The organism is Bacteriovorax sp. PP10, assembly GCF_035013165.1.
In the GTDB taxonomy this organism is placed as follows: Bacteria; Bdellovibrionota; Bacteriovoracia; order Bacteriovoracales; family Bacteriovoracaceae; genus Bacteriovorax; species Bacteriovorax antarcticus.
The window spans coordinates 971,150-987,619 of record NZ_JAYGJQ010000001.1 but is presented as its reverse complement, the minus strand read 5'-3'; the positions used below and the strand labels follow the sequence as shown (position 1 = coordinate 987,619).

General features: G+C 38.1%; 18 protein-coding genes. 8 read left to right on the top strand and 10 right to left on the bottom strand.

The genetic code is table 11. The features are described 5' to 3' along the window. The first annotated feature begins 144 nt into the window (after nt 1-144). On the top strand, nt 145-747 hold the full coding sequence (locus tag SHI21_RS04835) for a hypothetical protein (RefSeq protein WP_323575069.1): 603 nt from the start codon (nt 145-147) through the stop codon (nt 745-747). 166 nt (nt 748-913) lie between these two features. Here SHI21_RS04835 and SHI21_RS04830 read toward each other — a convergent pair whose 3' ends face one another. The 4 genes from SHI21_RS04830 to SHI21_RS04815 all read right to left on the bottom strand — a co-directional run bounded on the left by SHI21_RS04830 (nt 914) and on the right by SHI21_RS04815 (nt 5,515). Next, the gene (locus SHI21_RS04830) at nt 914-1,657 is read right to left on the bottom strand and encodes an SDR family NAD(P)-dependent oxidoreductase (protein ID WP_323575068.1); all 744 of its coding nucleotides are present in this window, start codon (nt 1,655-1,657) and stop codon (nt 914-916) included. 30 nt (nt 1,658-1,687) lie between these two features. Continuing rightward, complete coding sequence (locus SHI21_RS04825) at nt 1,688-1,951, bottom strand: GlsB/YeaQ/YmgE family stress response membrane protein (RefSeq protein WP_410198811.1); 264 nt, start codon at nt 1,949-1,951, stop codon at nt 1,688-1,690. A 197-nt stretch (nt 1,952-2,148) separates the two neighbouring features. Then, nucleotides 2,149-3,828, bottom strand: coding sequence for a methyl-accepting chemotaxis protein (locus SHI21_RS04820; protein ID WP_323575066.1), 1,680 nt, complete (start codon nt 3,826-3,828; stop codon nt 2,149-2,151). 268 nt (nt 3,829-4,096) lie between these two features. Next, the gene (locus SHI21_RS04815; RefSeq protein WP_323575065.1) at nt 4,097-5,515 is read right to left on the bottom strand and encodes a hypothetical protein; all 1,419 of its coding nucleotides are present in this window, start codon (nt 5,513-5,515) and stop codon (nt 4,097-4,099) included. Between the two features lie 179 nt (nt 5,516-5,694). On the opposite strand from SHI21_RS04815, the gene SHI21_RS04810 reads away from it, so the two are divergent. The 4 genes from SHI21_RS04810 to SHI21_RS04795 all read left to right on the top strand — a co-directional run bounded on the left by SHI21_RS04810 (nt 5,695) and on the right by SHI21_RS04795 (nt 8,084). After that, entirely contained in the window at nt 5,695-6,054 is a 360-nt protein-coding gene (locus SHI21_RS04810; RefSeq protein ID WP_323575064.1) for a hypothetical protein, read from the top strand. A gap of 116 nt (nt 6,055-6,170) precedes the next feature. Then, a complete protein-coding gene (locus SHI21_RS04805) occupies nt 6,171-6,833 on the top strand; it encodes a murein L,D-transpeptidase catalytic domain family protein (protein ID WP_323575063.1) in 663 nt (220 codons plus the stop codon). 3 nt (nt 6,834-6,836) lie between these two features. After that, on the top strand, nt 6,837-7,232 hold the full coding sequence (locus tag SHI21_RS04800; RefSeq protein WP_323575062.1) for a hypothetical protein: 396 nt from the start codon (nt 6,837-6,839) through the stop codon (nt 7,230-7,232). Nucleotides 7,233-7,529: 297 nt separating this feature from the next. After that, nucleotides 7,530-8,084 (top strand): TMEM165/GDT1 family protein, encoded by a 555-nt coding sequence (locus SHI21_RS04795; RefSeq protein ID WP_323575061.1) that lies wholly within the window; start codon nt 7,530-7,532, stop codon nt 8,082-8,084. A gap of 5 nt (nt 8,085-8,089) precedes the next feature. Here the strand turns inward: SHI21_RS04795 and SHI21_RS04790 are convergent, their stop codons facing one another. Beyond that, a complete protein-coding gene (locus tag SHI21_RS04790) occupies nt 8,090-8,773 on the bottom strand; it encodes a phosphatase PAP2 family protein (RefSeq protein WP_323575060.1) in 684 nt (227 codons plus the stop codon). A 157-nt stretch (nt 8,774-8,930) separates the two neighbouring features. On the opposite strand from SHI21_RS04790, the gene SHI21_RS04785 reads away from it, so the two are divergent. Both SHI21_RS04785 and SHI21_RS04780 read left to right on the top strand, forming a co-directional pair. Beyond that, nucleotides 8,931-9,191 carry a GlsB/YeaQ/YmgE family stress response membrane protein gene (locus SHI21_RS04785; protein WP_323575058.1) on the top strand — a complete coding sequence of 87 codons (261 nt, stop codon included), beginning with the start codon at nt 8,931-8,933 and terminating at the stop codon, nt 9,189-9,191. A gap of 101 nt (nt 9,192-9,292) precedes the next feature. Next, entirely contained in the window at nt 9,293-9,697 is a 405-nt protein-coding gene (locus SHI21_RS04780) for a hypothetical protein (protein WP_323575057.1), read from the top strand. Between the two features lie 2 nt (nt 9,698-9,699). Here SHI21_RS04780 and SHI21_RS04775 read toward each other — a convergent pair whose 3' ends face one another. Next, nucleotides 9,700-10,737: a hemolysin family protein gene (locus SHI21_RS04775; RefSeq protein WP_323575056.1), complete on the bottom strand. Its 1,038-nt coding sequence runs from the start codon at nt 10,735-10,737 to the stop codon at nt 9,700-9,702. 92 nt (nt 10,738-10,829) lie between these two features. After that, nucleotides 10,830-11,909: an OmpA family protein gene (locus SHI21_RS04770; protein ID WP_323575054.1), complete on the bottom strand. Its 1,080-nt coding sequence runs from the start codon at nt 11,907-11,909 to the stop codon at nt 10,830-10,832. Between the two features lie 101 nt (nt 11,910-12,010). On the opposite strand from SHI21_RS04770, the gene SHI21_RS04765 reads away from it, so the two are divergent. After that, a complete protein-coding gene (locus tag SHI21_RS04765) occupies nt 12,011-12,511 on the top strand; it encodes a methylated-DNA--[protein]-cysteine S-methyltransferase (RefSeq protein WP_323575053.1) in 501 nt (166 codons plus the stop codon). On the opposite strand, the gene SHI21_RS04760 is transcribed toward SHI21_RS04765, so the two are convergent. The 3 genes from SHI21_RS04760 to SHI21_RS04750 all read right to left on the bottom strand — a co-directional run bounded on the left by SHI21_RS04760 (nt 12,506) and on the right by SHI21_RS04750 (nt 16,454). Beyond that, entirely contained in the window at nt 12,506-14,638 is a 2,133-nt protein-coding gene (locus SHI21_RS04760) for a phospholipase D-like domain-containing protein (protein ID WP_323575052.1), read from the bottom strand. The two genes, SHI21_RS04765 and SHI21_RS04760, sit on opposite strands and share 6 nt — an antisense overlap. Before the next feature lie 54 nt (nt 14,639-14,692). Then, a complete protein-coding gene (locus SHI21_RS04755) occupies nt 14,693-15,358 on the bottom strand; it encodes a DedA family protein (protein ID WP_323575051.1) in 666 nt (221 codons plus the stop codon). A 175-nt stretch (nt 15,359-15,533) separates the two neighbouring features. Continuing rightward, entirely contained in the window at nt 15,534-16,454 is a 921-nt protein-coding gene (locus SHI21_RS04750) for an SAM-dependent methyltransferase (protein ID WP_323575050.1), read from the bottom strand. Nucleotides 16,455-16,470: the final 16 nt, after the last annotated feature.

The window sequence follows — 16,470 nt, the reverse complement described above, 5'->3', positions numbered from 1 at the left end:
TTATAACCATTTATACCCGTTTTGGTATTTAACACTTTTCCTTTATTTCTGTTAATGAATGGCACTATGAATTCTTTTCAAAACTCCCAATTAAATGAGAAAAGAAGGTACTTTGAATTTAAGTAACCAATCATCGGAGTATTTATGAAATTAGCTTTAAGAGCACTTCCCTTTGCAATTCTTTTAACAATCTCTTCATCAATGGCAGCGACAGTAAATCTTGGTAATGCTGTTGATCGCACTCAAGGTACTGAGTACTCGGAATATACAATTACGAAAATCACAGCAATATCAGTTGTTGCTACAACTGATAATAACCCAAAGTTATTTGGACAGTGGGAAGCTTGTTATAAGAAAACATTAAATGTTCCAGCGAGCCCATTTCAAAAGTATAACTATGCTTCACTTACTATCTCTAAAGATACGAGTGATCTTTTAGTTGCTAACAACAAGGCAAGAACTTTAGAAGTTAATGAAGCAGCACTAGTTTCTCAATATGTGGCCCTTGAAACACAACTTAATGCTCAAACTAAAAATGAGTGTGAAATAAGAGTTTTTACTCGTGTTGATTTAGAAGCAACTATCAAAGAAACTAATCAAACAATTAGAGCTTCTCTTTACTTAGGAAAAGAAGGTACAAAACTGAATGTCTCTTTTGGTAAATGGCAAGATAACATGACAGGTGTTGATGAAATTGAAGAACTTCTTCCGAACAAGACGCCAGTGGAATTAAGTTTTCCTTACTAATTTTAAAATATGATAGGCCTTGCTTTATGCAGGGCCTTTTATTATCACTCTTCGTGATACAAACTCTTCGCAGGCTTGAGCAAATTGCTCCTCAAAATCTTAAAGAAAAAATCAGAGCTTTATTATAAAATAAACAAGGGCCATCAAACGATGGCCCTTTTATTTTTTATTGTGCGAGATACCCGCCATCTACTGGAATATAATCCCCGGTTAAGAAACTCGAGTCATCTGAGGCCAGCCATATAAAGGCCTTGGCCACTTCTTCTGAATGTCCCAAGCGCTTCATCGCATGTCTTTCTTCAATCTCGTGAAGCTTTTCTTTATCTATATCTTTTAATAAGGGAGTTGAAATATATCCGGGGCCGATAGTATTCACACGAATATTTTTTGCGCCATACTCGATAGCAGCTGTTTGAGTTAATCCAACAACTCCATGTTTGGCGGCCACGTAAGCGGCAGCTCCAGCTTCACCAACCTGTCCAAGTATTGATGAGATGTTGATAATTTTACCGCCATCCTTTTGCTTCAACATATGCTCGATCTCGTACTTCATGCAGTAGAAGACACCACTAAGGTTAATCTCAATAACCTTGTGCCATTGCTCAATACTTTTTTCGTGAATCATTCCCTGATCACCAACTCCAGCATTATTAAGAGCAATGTCGAGTGAACCAAACTTTTTAATGGTTTCATTAATGGCGTGTTCAACATCTTCTGGTTTAGAAACATCACACTTCACAAAGGATGCTGTTACTCCCAGCTCTTCGAGTTCTTTTAAAACACCGCGGTCTTCTTTCAAATCGGCCAGCATGATATTCGCACCGTCTTTAGCGATCATCAAAGCACTTGCTTTACCGATACCAGAATTTCCTCCAGTGATAAAAGCAACTTTATTATCAAAGCGTCCCATATAAACCTCGTTCTATTTAAAATAAGATTTCTAGTGATGAATGCGTGAATTGCGTCCGATAATTGCACGGTAAATCGCAAGTAAGATCACTGCACCGATGACTGAGGCAATGAACCCTGTTGGCTCACCTTCTGCGTACCATCCAAGTCCTCTTCCAATAAAGTAGGCGATCATAGATCCGACGATACCAATCACCATGGTAATAATAATTCCTCCAGGATCTTTCCCCGGCATAAGAAGTTTTGCGATAGCCCCAACAACTAAACCAACTATTAATGTCCAAATCATGTGTATCCCCCTTTTACGAATTTATTATTGCGCATAATGCGACAGAGAGTCGAAAAGGTTAATTGCAAATTGGAAACCATTTTTTTATGAGTTCTGAATCGAAACTGAAACCATAAATGTCCCATATTGGGGCAAGAATAATTTTTCAACAATCCAATAAGAAGAGGGGGACAACTTCTTGCTGTTGCTCCCCCTCGTATGTTTTAACTTTGTCCGTTTACTGTCTTAATTAGATCAACAACTGTATTTTCTAGCGTAACTGAATCTTCATTCAATTTACCGGCAATATCAGATAAATCCTGCGAGGTTTTTGAATTCTCCTGAGTCACAATATCTAATTGAGACATTGCTTTAGAAATCTCCTGAACTCCCTGTGCCTGTTCACGACTGGCACTAGAGATCTCTCCGGCCATTTCAGAAGTAATTTTTATATTGTCGACAATCTCATGAAGAATAATTCCACAGTCTCGCGCAACTTCAGTTCCATAATTAACTTTTTCTTTTCCATCGACCATTAACTTATCTACTTTATCTTTTGAAGTCGCTACGATTTTTTCAACTGTCTTTATACTATGATCAAGCATCGCACTGATTTCTGACGCCGCCGTACCGCTCATACTGGCAAGATTTCCAATCTCTTCTGCCACTACAGAAAACCCTTTTCCATGCTCTCCTGCTCTTGCTGCTTCAACTGAAGCATTAAAAGAAAGTAACTTTGTCTGGAAAACGATTTCATTAATAACTTTTGTTTTCTTTTCAATCTCAACAATGACATTCACAATCTCTGAAAATTCCTGATTAGATTTATTCATCTGCTCTTGAACAGCATGGTTAGAATTATTAATATCCTCCATTGAATGAATCATCTTAGTTACAATCTCATTTCCATGGTTGGCCTTACTATGAGATTTCGCTGAAGCCTCAGAAGTGGCCTTGGCATTTTCTGAAGTCTTCTTAATCATTGCCCCCACTTCTTCCAGCGAAGCTGCGGTTTCCTGAAGAGCGGCCATCTGCTCTACTGATGCCTGAGACAGACCGGACGAATTATCACTCATACTAGTTGATGTTTTTCCAACATTCCCACTGATTTGAGAAAGTACTTCAGCAATACTAGTTAAACTGGCCATTGGGCCTTTAAGGAAGAAAGAGCCCACAAACAAGGACACTGCAATTGGAACAAGCCCTAACATAATCGTCGTTCTGGTATTTTTATCTACTTCTCTTAATTCAGAAATTTTTTCGATATTTGTCGATATTGCAAACACTCCATGAAGTTTACCATCTCTCCAGTTTTCCATTTTATGACCTAATACATCTTTTCCATTTCCCCACGGGCTAGTCACTGGGTCCCCGTGGCAAGTCATGCATCCCTGCTTGTCAGAAAGTCGAACTGGTTTATAAACAATAATTCTTACTCCATCATTATGAACAAACTTGTCTAACTTTTGATCGTCTGCAAATTTCTTAAAAATTGAGAGTTCAAATGCTGTTGCTTGATTTTCTTTTTTTCTCGGCTCATCAGAGAACACTCGAAATTCATAACCTTCTTTTTCAGCATCTTTTGCCCCAATTTTCATCGCTGCAAAAATGGGAACCTGCTTAAGCACATCTAACTTATCTCCATCAGTCATATCTGCATCTGATTTATACTTGCTCTTTAAACGCTCTACAAAGGGGGTTAATCCTCCCTGCAAAGCAACGAATTCTGTCGCTGCTTCCAGACGTGAATGTATAGTGAGAGCTTTTTCTTCTATACCTGCATTCAACTGATGCTTAGAAAAATATAATGAAGTCACAATTGATGTGCCTGCACATATTAAACAAGAGATCCCTATAATAGATAAAAGTTTAGTTCTAAATTTCATGTTTTCAATTTTTTTCATTCACTCTTCCTTTGATTTCTTTCACCAGCTAGTCGGGATAAAAATATTAAAGGTGAACATGATTTTCATCAGGAAAAAAACTGAGATCAGAGAAGATCAAGAAGAATATTTTTTTTCATTTATAGTTTTTTTTAATTTGTATATGGGGAATTGCTAATTGATTTTTTAATTTAAACTAACTTAGTTTCTATTATTTTTTTCAGCGACCCAATATTTTGAAATAATTTTAAATCCAACTAATTCAATATCTATCGGGCCGATGTGATTATTAACCTTTTTTGCTGAACATAACTCCGACCTGAGATCCGCCCGAGCTGATATTAACCTTTAAGCTTGTATTTGTTGCACGCGATAAGAATCCTCCCACTTCAAAGTGATTGAACTTACCATTGCTCCAGTCGTACTGAACAAAAACTCCTAAATCGGAAATCGCTCTTTTAGGATGACTTAAAAATCCATCAATACCAATCGTATTTAAGTTCACTCGCTTTTGAATAACCCACTCGTGCATTTTATTCGCTGGGATCTTTTTAATATTTTTAACCAGCTCATCATCCATGAATACATGCTCACCACCAAATCCATCGGTGAACTTAATAACGTAATCTTCTGGGTGAGCGAGAACTTCTCCCCTTACAGTTGGAAGCATTTGGGCAGGAAGAATTGAGTTTTTAAGTTTATTAGATGATCCAAGCATCTTAAGTCTTAAATGTGGATCAGCTAAAATAGGAAGAATGCTTTTTGAAGCAAACAATCCTGTTAAAAACGGCCCGTAATGAGGAACCTTTTCTTTAATAAGTTTTGCATAGAAGTTTTTTTGCTGAATATAATCTTCGATCGTTAAAGCGAAACTCACCATATAACTTTCAGGGTACCAGTCATTACCTATTTTGATCTTTCCATTTTTAATCTGGATTTTTTCTTCCCTTAAAGATGGATAATGTTCTGTCTCAACATCCAATCCATAATTGGCCGGAGTGATAAGCCTTAAGTCATACTTCATTTCTTTAGCACGTCTAAGCAGACACTCTTCATCCCAGTTGTAACAATCAGTTTGAAAACGAGCTAAGTTTTTTCCTAAGCGTCTCATGTTCTTAATTTCTGCTTGCGATGTATTTAAAGAGAAATACTTTTTCTTCAAGTCAGGCATTAAAGAAAACAATGTGTCTTGAATAAAAGGCATTCTCGCCAATCCATCAAAACCAATTTCATTAATCTCTAGAAGCTTCGGTGGATTATTGACCGTCGGCTCACCAACGATGGCCATATCAAAACGTAAACTTCCAACGAGTCTATCTGGTCTATGTTTTAACACTTTTAATTCTTTAATTAAGAAATCTCTGACGGGACCTGATGGAAAGATTGCTTGCACTTCTGCTTCGGGAAGTGTGATTAATTTTAAAATCATTTCTGTGATTTGTTTTGCGGTTTTATTAATCACAGGAAGGTATGAGCCAGGAAGAACTCGAGGATAGATAGAACAGTCTTGATCTAAAATATCTGAAAGCCCTGAGTCAGTAAAAGCATTCCACATATGAGTTTTGTGATTATGGACTTCTATTTTAGATTTCATAAAATTTTGTAAATGTTTAGGAGTCTCTTCGTGATAGTGATTTTTAAAACTCAATACGCGCTTCTTCAAAGGTTTCTCCCAGCGTAATCCATCTATCTCAAGTAACTTCTTCATTACTTTTGATACTGATTCTTACATTCAATATTTTCAAACTTAATAGTTCTTTAATTATAACTAAAGACTGAAAATTCGCGAGTGCAGATTGAGGAAAGATTAAGCTTAAATACTGGACAAAAAAGCTTTAACCACGCTAGCTTCATCTCGTTCGGCGATAATTAACAATGGAGATATCGATGAAAAAAATGATTACACTTGCAGCAATGATAATGAGCTTAAACGTCTTTGCTTATGACTATAACGAAGTTGTTGTTTGTGATTATATGGCCACTCTTGTTCAAACAGAGGAAGGTTCAAACAATGTATTTTTTGTTAACGCACTTCTTGTTAGCGACAAAGATCTGCACACTGGATTTGCTTACGCTCAAAACATTCCCCTTAATAAGGTAAACGGAGCATATGTTCTGTCTTACCCTACAAAAACTGGGTCAGTTGAGCTTCAGATTACAAAAGACTCTTATACAATCACTGAAGACTTTAACGGTGAAAAGCTGGTTGAAGTGAGAAAGTGCTTAATTAACAACCTTCCTTACTAAATAAGATCTCAAGTTTTAATGATTAACGGCCTGGTTTAACATCAGGCCGCTTAATTTCCTTGAAATTTTTTCCCTATCCCTTACGGACTCCACAAAATACATGTAGAAGGCTCACTATGAAAAATCTTAAAGCACTATTCATTATTACCATTATCGCTGCGGCCACTTCAATGGCCCATGCTGAGAGTTCCTCTAAGCAGCTGTGGTTGAAGTTTAACGGTACCAACTACTGTAAGCCTGGATTCTGTGCTGAATCGATCCCAAACCTTGCCCTGGCGCCTGCTCTGCAGTTTTATAAGAACAATCAAGGCGGCATGGTCGCTAATACTAGCTATATTGGAATTATCGATTTCACGATCCAATCGACTAAGAATAGATTTTTTATCTTAAACCTTAAAACAGGTGCCGTTGAATCAATGCTTGTGACTCACGGGAAAAAGTCTGAGACAAGTCCTGGATGGGCCGGAGCTTTTTCTAATGTCGTCGGAAGTGAGATGAGTTCTCTGGGATTCTTTATTACTGATGTTGAACCTTATTATGGAAAACATGGAATTTCATTAAAGCTTGATGGAGTTTCTGATACTAATAAAAATGCACGCGAAAGACTTATCGTTCTTCACGGAGCTGATTATGCCACTCAATGGTTTGCTGATACAAAGGGAAGACTTGGATTAAGCCAAGGATGTCCTGCGGTTGCTCCGAATAAAATTGAAGGAGTGATTAAAAAACTAAAGGGCCAAGGGCTACTTTACATTCATGCAAATTCGTCTGATCTTTAATTCATGAAGAAAAAAATTCTGATTTCACTTTTGGTTTTAATTTTTATTTCACCCATGATTGTTGTCTTTGCTCTTTATCGCCTGGCCATGGCGACGGAGCTTCCTGGAAGAAGAGGCGGCCCTCAGGATGCTTTCAGGCATACCTACTCTGCTGCTCTGACATCGAGATATCTTTCTCCCGTGGTTGTTGAATTTGTGACTTATATGTGTGAGAGAGATCCAACGAACCACTTCGATCAAATGGACATTCATAATAATAAAATTGGATCACGAATAGGCCAAGGCACTGGCGATCTTTACGAAACCGTTATGAAAAAAATCGAAGCAGGCCAGGTCAATGCGACTGATAATAATGTGATTACCTGGCTTCCAGAAAAGGAATGGGATCAAGGATTGTAGATAAAATTTGTTCTCTTGGGTTTGCTTAAATATCTAAAAATGGTCATTCTGAACTGAAATCCTAAATTTCCTTTTGCCAAATTTCCCATCACCGTGTAAATTGAAGACTCATATTAGGGAGTAGTCATCTGGATACCTAAAATTCCAGAAGCTGTGTCGACATATTGGGTGAAAACCCCGGCACATCTGCAAGAGCAATCTTGTCGGCGAGACTGATACTGATGATTTTTATAATCGTCGTGTCGTCTTGTTATTACCTAACAAAAACCTCACGGCTTAAAATACTGTAGGGGTGTCATGCAAGCGTTAATCAATTCTTTTCTTTTAGTCTTCGCAAGTGAAATGGGTGATAAAACCCAACTACTCGCTCTTCTTCTGGCCACACGTTATAAAAAACCGTGGACGATTTTACTGGGTGTATTCATAGCGACTGTTTTAAACCACGCACTAGCAACATGGGCCGGAGCATGGGTTTCAACTCTCGTAACTCATCAGACATTAATCTACATTTTAGCGGGAATCTTCTTCGTCTTTGGTTTATGGATTTTAATTCCAGACAAAGAAGAAGAGTTTAAAGAAAGAGGACACTTCGGTGCTCTTGTTACGACCATCATTGCTTTTTTCCTCGCAGAGATGGGAGATAAAACTCAATTAGCAACGATTGCTCTGGGAGCTCGTTATCAGGATATCGTTATGGTCACGTTGGGGACAACGATTGGGATGATGGGATCAAATGCACTGGCCATCTTCTTAGGTGAAAAACTTCTGAGAAAAGTTCCAATGAAATGGGTGCGTGTTTTCTCATGCGTGCTTTTCATTGCCTTTGGTATCGGAATTCTAATCAAAGGATAATTTACTTATTCAGAGTCTGTGGTTTTCGAAAAGTAGACAAATGGAATGGATACTATCGAAAACCATATTAGACCTGAGCAAATTCCACCTACGACGTCTGTTGGATAATGAACGCCTAGGTACATTCTAGAAGTTCCAACCATTCCAACGACTATGGCCGCCAGAGCGTAATAGAGAATTTCGAGCCTGATATTTTTGACTTCTCTGGATAAAAGAAAGGCCAGTGAGAAATACGACACCGTCGCGCCGAAAGAATGTCCGCTGGGAAATGAAGAGCTGCTTACCTCTGTAAGACGGCCGAGAATATCGGGGCGCTCTCGCATGAAATAATTTTTGATAAATCCGGGAAGTACACTAGAGCCCAAAAGAATAACAAAAAGATACATTAGTCCATTCCAGTCTCTGTAAACTAGCAGAAAAGTAATAATCAAAAAGGTGAATAAAACAATCACGCTAAAAGATCCAAGGGCCGTAATATCAATCATTGATTGATTCAGCGAACTGCTTCTCACTTCCTGGAATTTTTTTAAAATTTTATTATCAAAAGCAATAGCTTCCAAATCCCCTGCTTTAGCTTCATAAAAAACTTCATGAACGACTTTTCCAAACATGATGATAGAAAAAAGAATAACGAGACCCATAATAATTATGCGGATTTGTTTTTGTGATAAGTTTTTTATAATATTCATCAGATAACTGTATTAACTTGATTACCGAATTACTAGTACCTATGAAACAATCATTCGATAAAAGATAAGCAATCCTTGGCTTTTATCGTCTATCTAAAAATTCTAAAAACAGTGATGATTAAGAGTACGAGCTCACCAAAGGAGGTTTTCTATGGTTATGGGTATCGTATATTGGACTCTAATGATTGGTTTCCTGGTCGGAGCACTGGCCAAGTTTTTCTTTCGTAGAATGAAACAAGGAGAAGTCTTCGCCACAATGACTGCCGGGCTTATTGGTTCAGTTCTTTTTGGATGGCTTGGTGGACGAATCGGATTTTACAATTTTGGTGAGACCGACGGACTTATCGCTTCTCTGATCGGTGCAATTATCGCTGTTACCGCATATTGCCTGTACTACAAAAAAGCGACTAAAATTTAGTACTTACTGATGTGCAAAAATTTGATTTTCAAAAATAGTGACTGATGCCACTGCCTTTGTTATTGTCCGGCCAACTCAACCATCTACCGGGCAACCTGCATATGAAAACACTTCTAGTAATCGGACTTTTCGTTATTTCATCTTCGGCATTCTCTGCTGTATATAAATCTTACGATTCAAATCAGTCTTGTAATTTATATAGAGTTGTTAATACAGATCAAGCACAAGAAAATGAAGTCGTGGTTTACTCAAAAAATGTCTATGGTATTTCATTTGAAAACCTGGAAGTGGATTTTGAAAATCGCAAGGCCCAAGTTCAAGTTATGTTGAATGTGACACTTGGATTAAATAGATCATTATTAAGTGGTAAAGCTAATATCTCTGCAGACAATGTGAACTTCACAGAATTAATCAATCACCTGAACCGTAAAGTTAAGATTTTTGAAAACATTTGCATCACTGATGACAATCAGATTATTTATGCGAATGAATTTAAAGCTGAATAAATTTATTTGAAAATTTTCGTGCGTCTTAGAAAGAGTTTTACTTTTTCGTCTTCATCTTCATCGATGAAATCCCCAAAAACTTCTTCAAGAATATCTTCCAGTGTGATGATTCCGATTGGTTTTTCCAGAGTTCCTACGATCATAAAGTGAGCTTTCTTTTTTTGCATTGTACGAAGTGCATGCAGAACTTTTGTATCTTGAGTAAGCGCTTGAATAGGACGAACGAAACTAAGCCAGTTATCCCCTACACCACTTTGAGAAAGGTTAACGAACTCTTTTGAGTGAAGGTAGCCGTAAACTTCGTTAGCGTCTAAAACAGGAATTCTGGTTCTTCTAGTGTTTAAAATAAGTGCCGACACTTCTTCTGGCTCAGCTGTTGAGCTTAAGTGATCGACTTTTTCCCAGGGAACCATAATGCTTCCAACATTTCTTGAATCAAGATCCAAAAGATTGTGAAAGTATTGTTTGTATTCAGTACGAAGACCTTTTAATGAAAGCTCTTCTGCTTCACTTGATTCTTCTGCGTTAGGACGAGACCTTAGCAACAATTTCATAATGAAGTCGGTTGCTTTTTCCATTGGATTTACCAATGGCCCTAAAACTTTCTCTGCCACTTTTAGTGCAGGAGCAAGCCTTAGAATAATAGGCAGAGCAAATCTGATCGCCAGTGACTTGGGAACAAGTTCACCGATCACAACTGAAAGAATTGTTAAGGGAGCAACAACGATAGTAATCGCCATAGTGGCAGCAATCTGTTCATTCACTCCAAAGAGTTGCATGAATCTTGGCCCTAGAACTTCTTCCGCACCAGCACCTGATACAGCTCCAGAGATCGCACCAACAAGTGTGATTCCAATTTGTACGACAGAAAGAATTCTTTCGGGAGATTTTCCCATCTCATCTATATAAACGGCGTTTTTATCACCCGCTAAAACTTTTTTACGTAAAAGCTTATCGTCAATGGTCACAAAGGCCATTTCAGCGCATGAAAGAATTGCATTTAGGAATAGGCAGGCGAAGACAACTAGAACACTGATCATAATAAAATTAGTCTAGATGGGAATCCGTGGAAAGACTATAAAAAAAGGGCCCAATTCTGGGCCCTTCTCTCATTATTGGTTCTTAGGAAAAATTACTTTGAAGATAAAACAGCAACAACTCTTCTGTTTGTTTGTCGGCCTTCTGCCGTAGAGTTGTCAGCGATTGGATCAGCTGGACCAAAACCTTTAGCAGTTAGACGACTTTTTGCAACACCCTGTTTTACAAGAGCGTTCATAACAGCGTTTGCACGAGCTTGAGATAAAGCGATGTTCTTTTTCTCTGACCCAGTATTATCAGTGTAACCTTCGATTTGAACGTTAACTTCGCTGTACTTTTTTAAGAATGTAGCCACTTCTTTCATATGATCGTTATATTTTGGAGCAAGAGTCGATTTTCCACTCCCGAACTCTACATTGATTGTCATCGTTGCTTTTTCTTCAACTGAACAACCAATAGAATTAACTTTTGATCCAATTGGAGTACTTGGACATCTGTCTTCTGGATCTTTTACACCATCATCATCAGAGTCTAATTGGCTTTCATCAACTAAAGCTGCTGCTTTTGGAGCTTCTTTTACTTCTTCTTTCATTGGAGCTGGTTCAGCTTCTTTGTAAGCAGAAGCAGAGTTGTCGCTTCCACCGAAGTACCAAGTAAGAGCAAGTTGTGGAGTTACTACGTGTGCTTTTGTATTTGGCATATCACCCATAAGTTTTGAAACGTATTGGTAGTCTGCCAGTAGACCAACTGAGAACCATTGAGTGATACCGAATTCAACTCCAAGACGAGCAAGGCCTGAAAGTTTCATACTCTTTGGTGTGAAATTTTTAATTCTTGTTCCAGCAACCCCAAGTCCTGCGATTGGAGTAATATCGCTGCTTCCAGCAAGTCTCCAAACACCAAGAAGATTGATGTTATCAAAACGAACATCTGTTTTATCGAACTCAGAGCGAGAAACACCAAATTCCAAATTGAAAGAATCATTGAAGTGGTAACGCCCATAAACACCGTAATTAATGTCAGCGTCTGCAGATGAATTAAATGGATTTCCGAAAACTGGAATTGAGTACCCACCAGAAATACCAAGTCCAAATTTATGAGACAAATCGTAAGCTGAAGCCGATTGTGCAAATGCTGCTGTTAGTGCAAGCACCGCTACCATTTTTTTAAACATCTTTTTTCTCCTTGAATAAAAAAAATTCTGCTAAAATCAGTACCGCAGTAAATAAAAAGAGTCTATGCCAAATTAATTAATTAAGAATAAAATAAGGTTATATGTTGCATTATAAAACGATGAAATCTCCCATTGGAAAAATCACTCTAGTCTCTTCTAATGAAGCGCTTGTTGCCTTGTACTGCAATGATGAGTTAATGCCAAAAAAGGATCTCGCAAAGAAGAATGATGCCCATAAAATTTTGAATCTTGCAGAACAACAATTGAACGAATACTTCGACGGCCGACGTAAAACATTTGAACTTCCCTTGAATCCTGAAGGTACAGAATTCCAGAGCAAAGCATGGAGTGCCCTATTGAAAATTCCTTATGGTGAAATATGGAGCTACGGTAAACAGGCCGAGTATTTAAAAGCGCCAAAGGCCCAAAGAGCTGTTGGTGGTGCCAATGGGAGAAATCCAATTCCGGTGATTATTCCCTGTCATCGCGTGATTGGTTCAACGGGAAAGTTGACTGGTTTTTCAGGTGGGATGAGTATGAAAGTTTACTTGTTAAAACTTGAAGGGCATCAGGTTGATGCTGATGCCCTGAAGATATTATAAAACCTTATCAAATATTGTAATTATCCATTTCTTCCAAAATACAATCTTCTGCTGCTCAGTTAACTGACGAGAAATTTTCATATACTCTTTATAAAGAGATCCCATCTGTTTAGTAAAATTACTATCGTTAACCACTACACCGTTTTCTAAGTCGTGATAGAAGCTTCTCTTATTTAAATTAACTGAACTGATAAAAGAGAATTCATCATCAACCATTAGAAGCTTTGAGTGAAGAATAACTTTCGGCTCTGTATACTCGTAAACTTTTACTTTATCCAAGAAACGATTCACACCATCTTTATTAACAGCGCCTAAAATAAAATCAGCAGTATCCCCTTCAAGGTCAAGGCGAGTGATAATTGTGATATCCACTCCTCTTTGAATCGCGCGGTCTAATGCTTCACCGATTTCTTTTACCGGTCTAAAATACGGTGAGCTGATGAGAATTTTCTTTTTAGCAGTATCAACCATACGTGCATAAAATAAATTCAGGTTCGGCTCATCTTTAAAAGGAATCGAAACATAGTGTCTTAAACTTTCTTCTTCAGCATCCTGTGCATTGGCCTTTTGAATGGCCACACTTGATAACTTCATTGTTAAGTTGTCTTTATTGATGTGGTAGAAGTTCATGTAGTTTCTCACTACACTCTCGATAAAATCCTGACCGTGGATGACCATTTCAAAGTCTCTCCAATAGGCCCATGATTCATCTCCACCTTCTTGATAACTTACGATTTCAGGAAACTTAGAAACATCAACTGGTTTTTTGAAAACAAAACCATCGTGAATGTTACGTCCACCAACGATCGCAAAAGAGTCTTGTGGATTTTCTTTTGAGTAACCAGCAAAAATCTTAACGTGGTTTGTACGGTGGAATTCAGAAATCCATGCTCCACCTTGTTCAGATGTATCGAATCTGTATTTTACGACTTTCATATTTGGGTGTTCGGCCATCAGTTTTTCAAACATGGCAGAGTCTTTATCAAGAGCGATTACGTCTGAAACAAGAATACGAACAACTGTTCCACGATCAGCGTGGTAAGCAAGTAGTCTTCCCAAAAGCGTTCCATAGAAGTCTGCACGGAACACCAGGTATGAAACTAAAATGGCATCAAACTTTGGGGCCTTGGAAAAATCAAGCTCAGCATACGGGTTACCATTTTTTACGAAATCTTCCGGTAAATCTTTTCCGGTTAAGGCAATCGCTCTGGCATGAAGACTGTCTTCCGGCTCTGGAAGAATTTTAATTGAGTCGTATTTCTTCGGGCAAGTCATACTGGTAAATTCAGTTGTATCAATGAATTTTCCCGTATCACTCTTAAGTGAACAGACTTCAGTTGTACGAAGAAGAGACTCAAGAGATTTTAATTTCTTCGTCTCGTTAACAATAGAAAAGCCATATTCTTTTTTAGAATTATCTAATGAGCTTGCAAACCTAACAGCGCATGAGTTCATGTCTTTATGGAATTTGAATTCTTTCGCTCCACCTTGAGACATTTTTGTATCAGCTAGTACAAATGAAAAATCGCTATTGGCCTTTATCTTTTTTGTCAGGCCCCCAAGTTTTACTTCAGAAGGTGCATCACACTTAATAGTGAATTTTATCACTGGAGCTTCTTTCTTCGGATTATTGTCAGCTGCTTTTCCGCGCTTTCCATCATCCTCTCTTTTCATTCCTAATTTCGTGAAAAATTTGTGAGAAATCCTAACTGTAGTTTCGCGAGCTTCATAAGTTGAAACTGAGAATTGAACATTTTTACTCAACTCATATAAACGTAAATCAGAGAGCTCCAGATTCTCTTTTTCTCCACGCCAGTCTACTGATGAGCTTGGAATACTGTGAAGAGACCTGTCTTCAAAGGCCGTCATTGTCCCTTCGATTTCAGTTATCTTTTGATCGATATTTTTTTGTTCACTTTGAATCTTTTTCAATTGAACTTCATTTTTCTTTTTTTGAAAATGTACGCTGAGGGCAGACAACTCTACTTTTCTTTGTTTAAGATCGCGAAGCTCTTCCCAACTTTTAGATGAGATGGTTGAACTCGGGTCTCTGTGTACCGGTGTGACTGCGCAACCAGTAAGCACGGCCAAAAGACAGACTGCTGTTAAATTTAATTTTTTTGTCATAAGTATCCCTCTTAAAGGTACTTATCGTGGAAATATGAGGAGAAAATAAGTCTTTTAGACTTCGGCCTCTGGAACTGGATCCTTTTTGCCGAATACCTTTTGTTTCAATTTTACGACTATAAAAATTGCAACAGCGATCAATGCAATTATAAGTGCATAGTGTTTGATCTGCTTAATAGTCGACAGAATTACTTCACCGTATGTGGCAAAAAGATAGACTTGTGTTGGTACTGAAATAAGAGCAGCAAGACCGTCGGCCGCAAGGAATGTCCAAATCGAAATTCCCATCATCCCGCAGCTTAAGTGTCCGGGGAAACGTACACCGGGAGTGAAACGAAAAATGGCAGGAACTAAAAAACGATGCTTGTGAATCATCGTACGAGATTTTTCAAGTGAGTGCTCGCCTAAAAACTTTCTGAATAATTTATGAACAAGAGGACTTGCACCAAATTTTCGTCCGACCCAATAGACGATGCTGTCGCTAACCATTATGGAGAAAAAACAGACGGCCATGGCAGTGTAAAGATTGAGAGGTTGAACTGAAATACCTGGAGGTGGCGGATATTGGTCTGGGTATTTTCCCATGTGAACCATAAGGCCTAATGCAACGATAGTGACTTCTTCCGGAAGAGGTAATCCAAAACTCGACAGGAACATCATTGTTGCAACGATGCTGTAGATGAGTAATGGAGAATGCGCATACTGCGCAAAGAATGTCATAATTGCTGTATCAGATGGAAACATTTTAGCCTTTCGTTAATCCAACAAAGAATCGGCCAATGATAGGTTATAAATATTAGGTAGACAACCTTTCGAAGTGCGTAAAAAGTCATAATCGTATTAATGAACGATGTTTTTATCAAAAAAATATTTTTGTGCTTTGCGGTTTTTTTAGTTATTCACAATAAACTAAAAACTCTTGCTTATGCGAAGGTAGCTGAGTTGCCATAACAACTTTTAGTCCCATCTTTCCCATGATGTTTAAATACATCGGTACTCGTGAAACTAATTCGAATTTTGTCATCTTAAGCGTAATGAAAGCACCTTTCAAAGAAGGTCTAATAGCATCGACTACTTTTTCAATTTCACGTAACGATCCTTCTGGTGGAAGGTTCATATCAACATACAACCATTGAACATGATCTTTCATTGAAGACACATGAAAATCCTGAATTGATTCTCTATGATGAATAAACTTTGGATGATTTAAACAAATCGGTGCCATCTCACCTGGATCAATCCCCTCTACTCTTAAACCCATTTCCAGTAGTGCATACGTTGCTCCACCAGGACTAGATCCAACTTCAAGAGCGTAGTCATTTGCGGGAAGTTTTAATCCCATATAATTCATTCCATCGATCACTTTTAAATAAGCGCGCGATGGAGATTGTTCTGGCAATGTAGCAGTTGAAAATCCACCTGCAGATGGAGCTGTCAGGATGCTGGCCTTGAATTCACCTAAGTAATATTGAGTTTCAGAAACTTTGATAATTTCAGTAACCCAGTCACCATTTTGGTACGGGTATGTTTCAAAAATTTCACCTTGAAGTGAATAGAAAAGATGTTTACCTACCCCCTCGCTAACCTCAGCTAAAGACCCTCTTTTTAGGAATCTTCCGAAGTGGCGGCAGAAAACCGGGCGCAGTGTTTTACCTAAGCGTCTGGTTTCTTTAAAAGTCACAAACCCCTCTGTTGAGTAGGCGAAAACAAGTTCTGGATAAATAAGCCTGATCTCTTCTTTTAAGAATTTTTCTGAACCTGGATTACACAGGAAATAGTAAAAGTTTGGAGCGGCTTGTTCTTGGTTTTGTGACATATAGTGTGCTAGATAA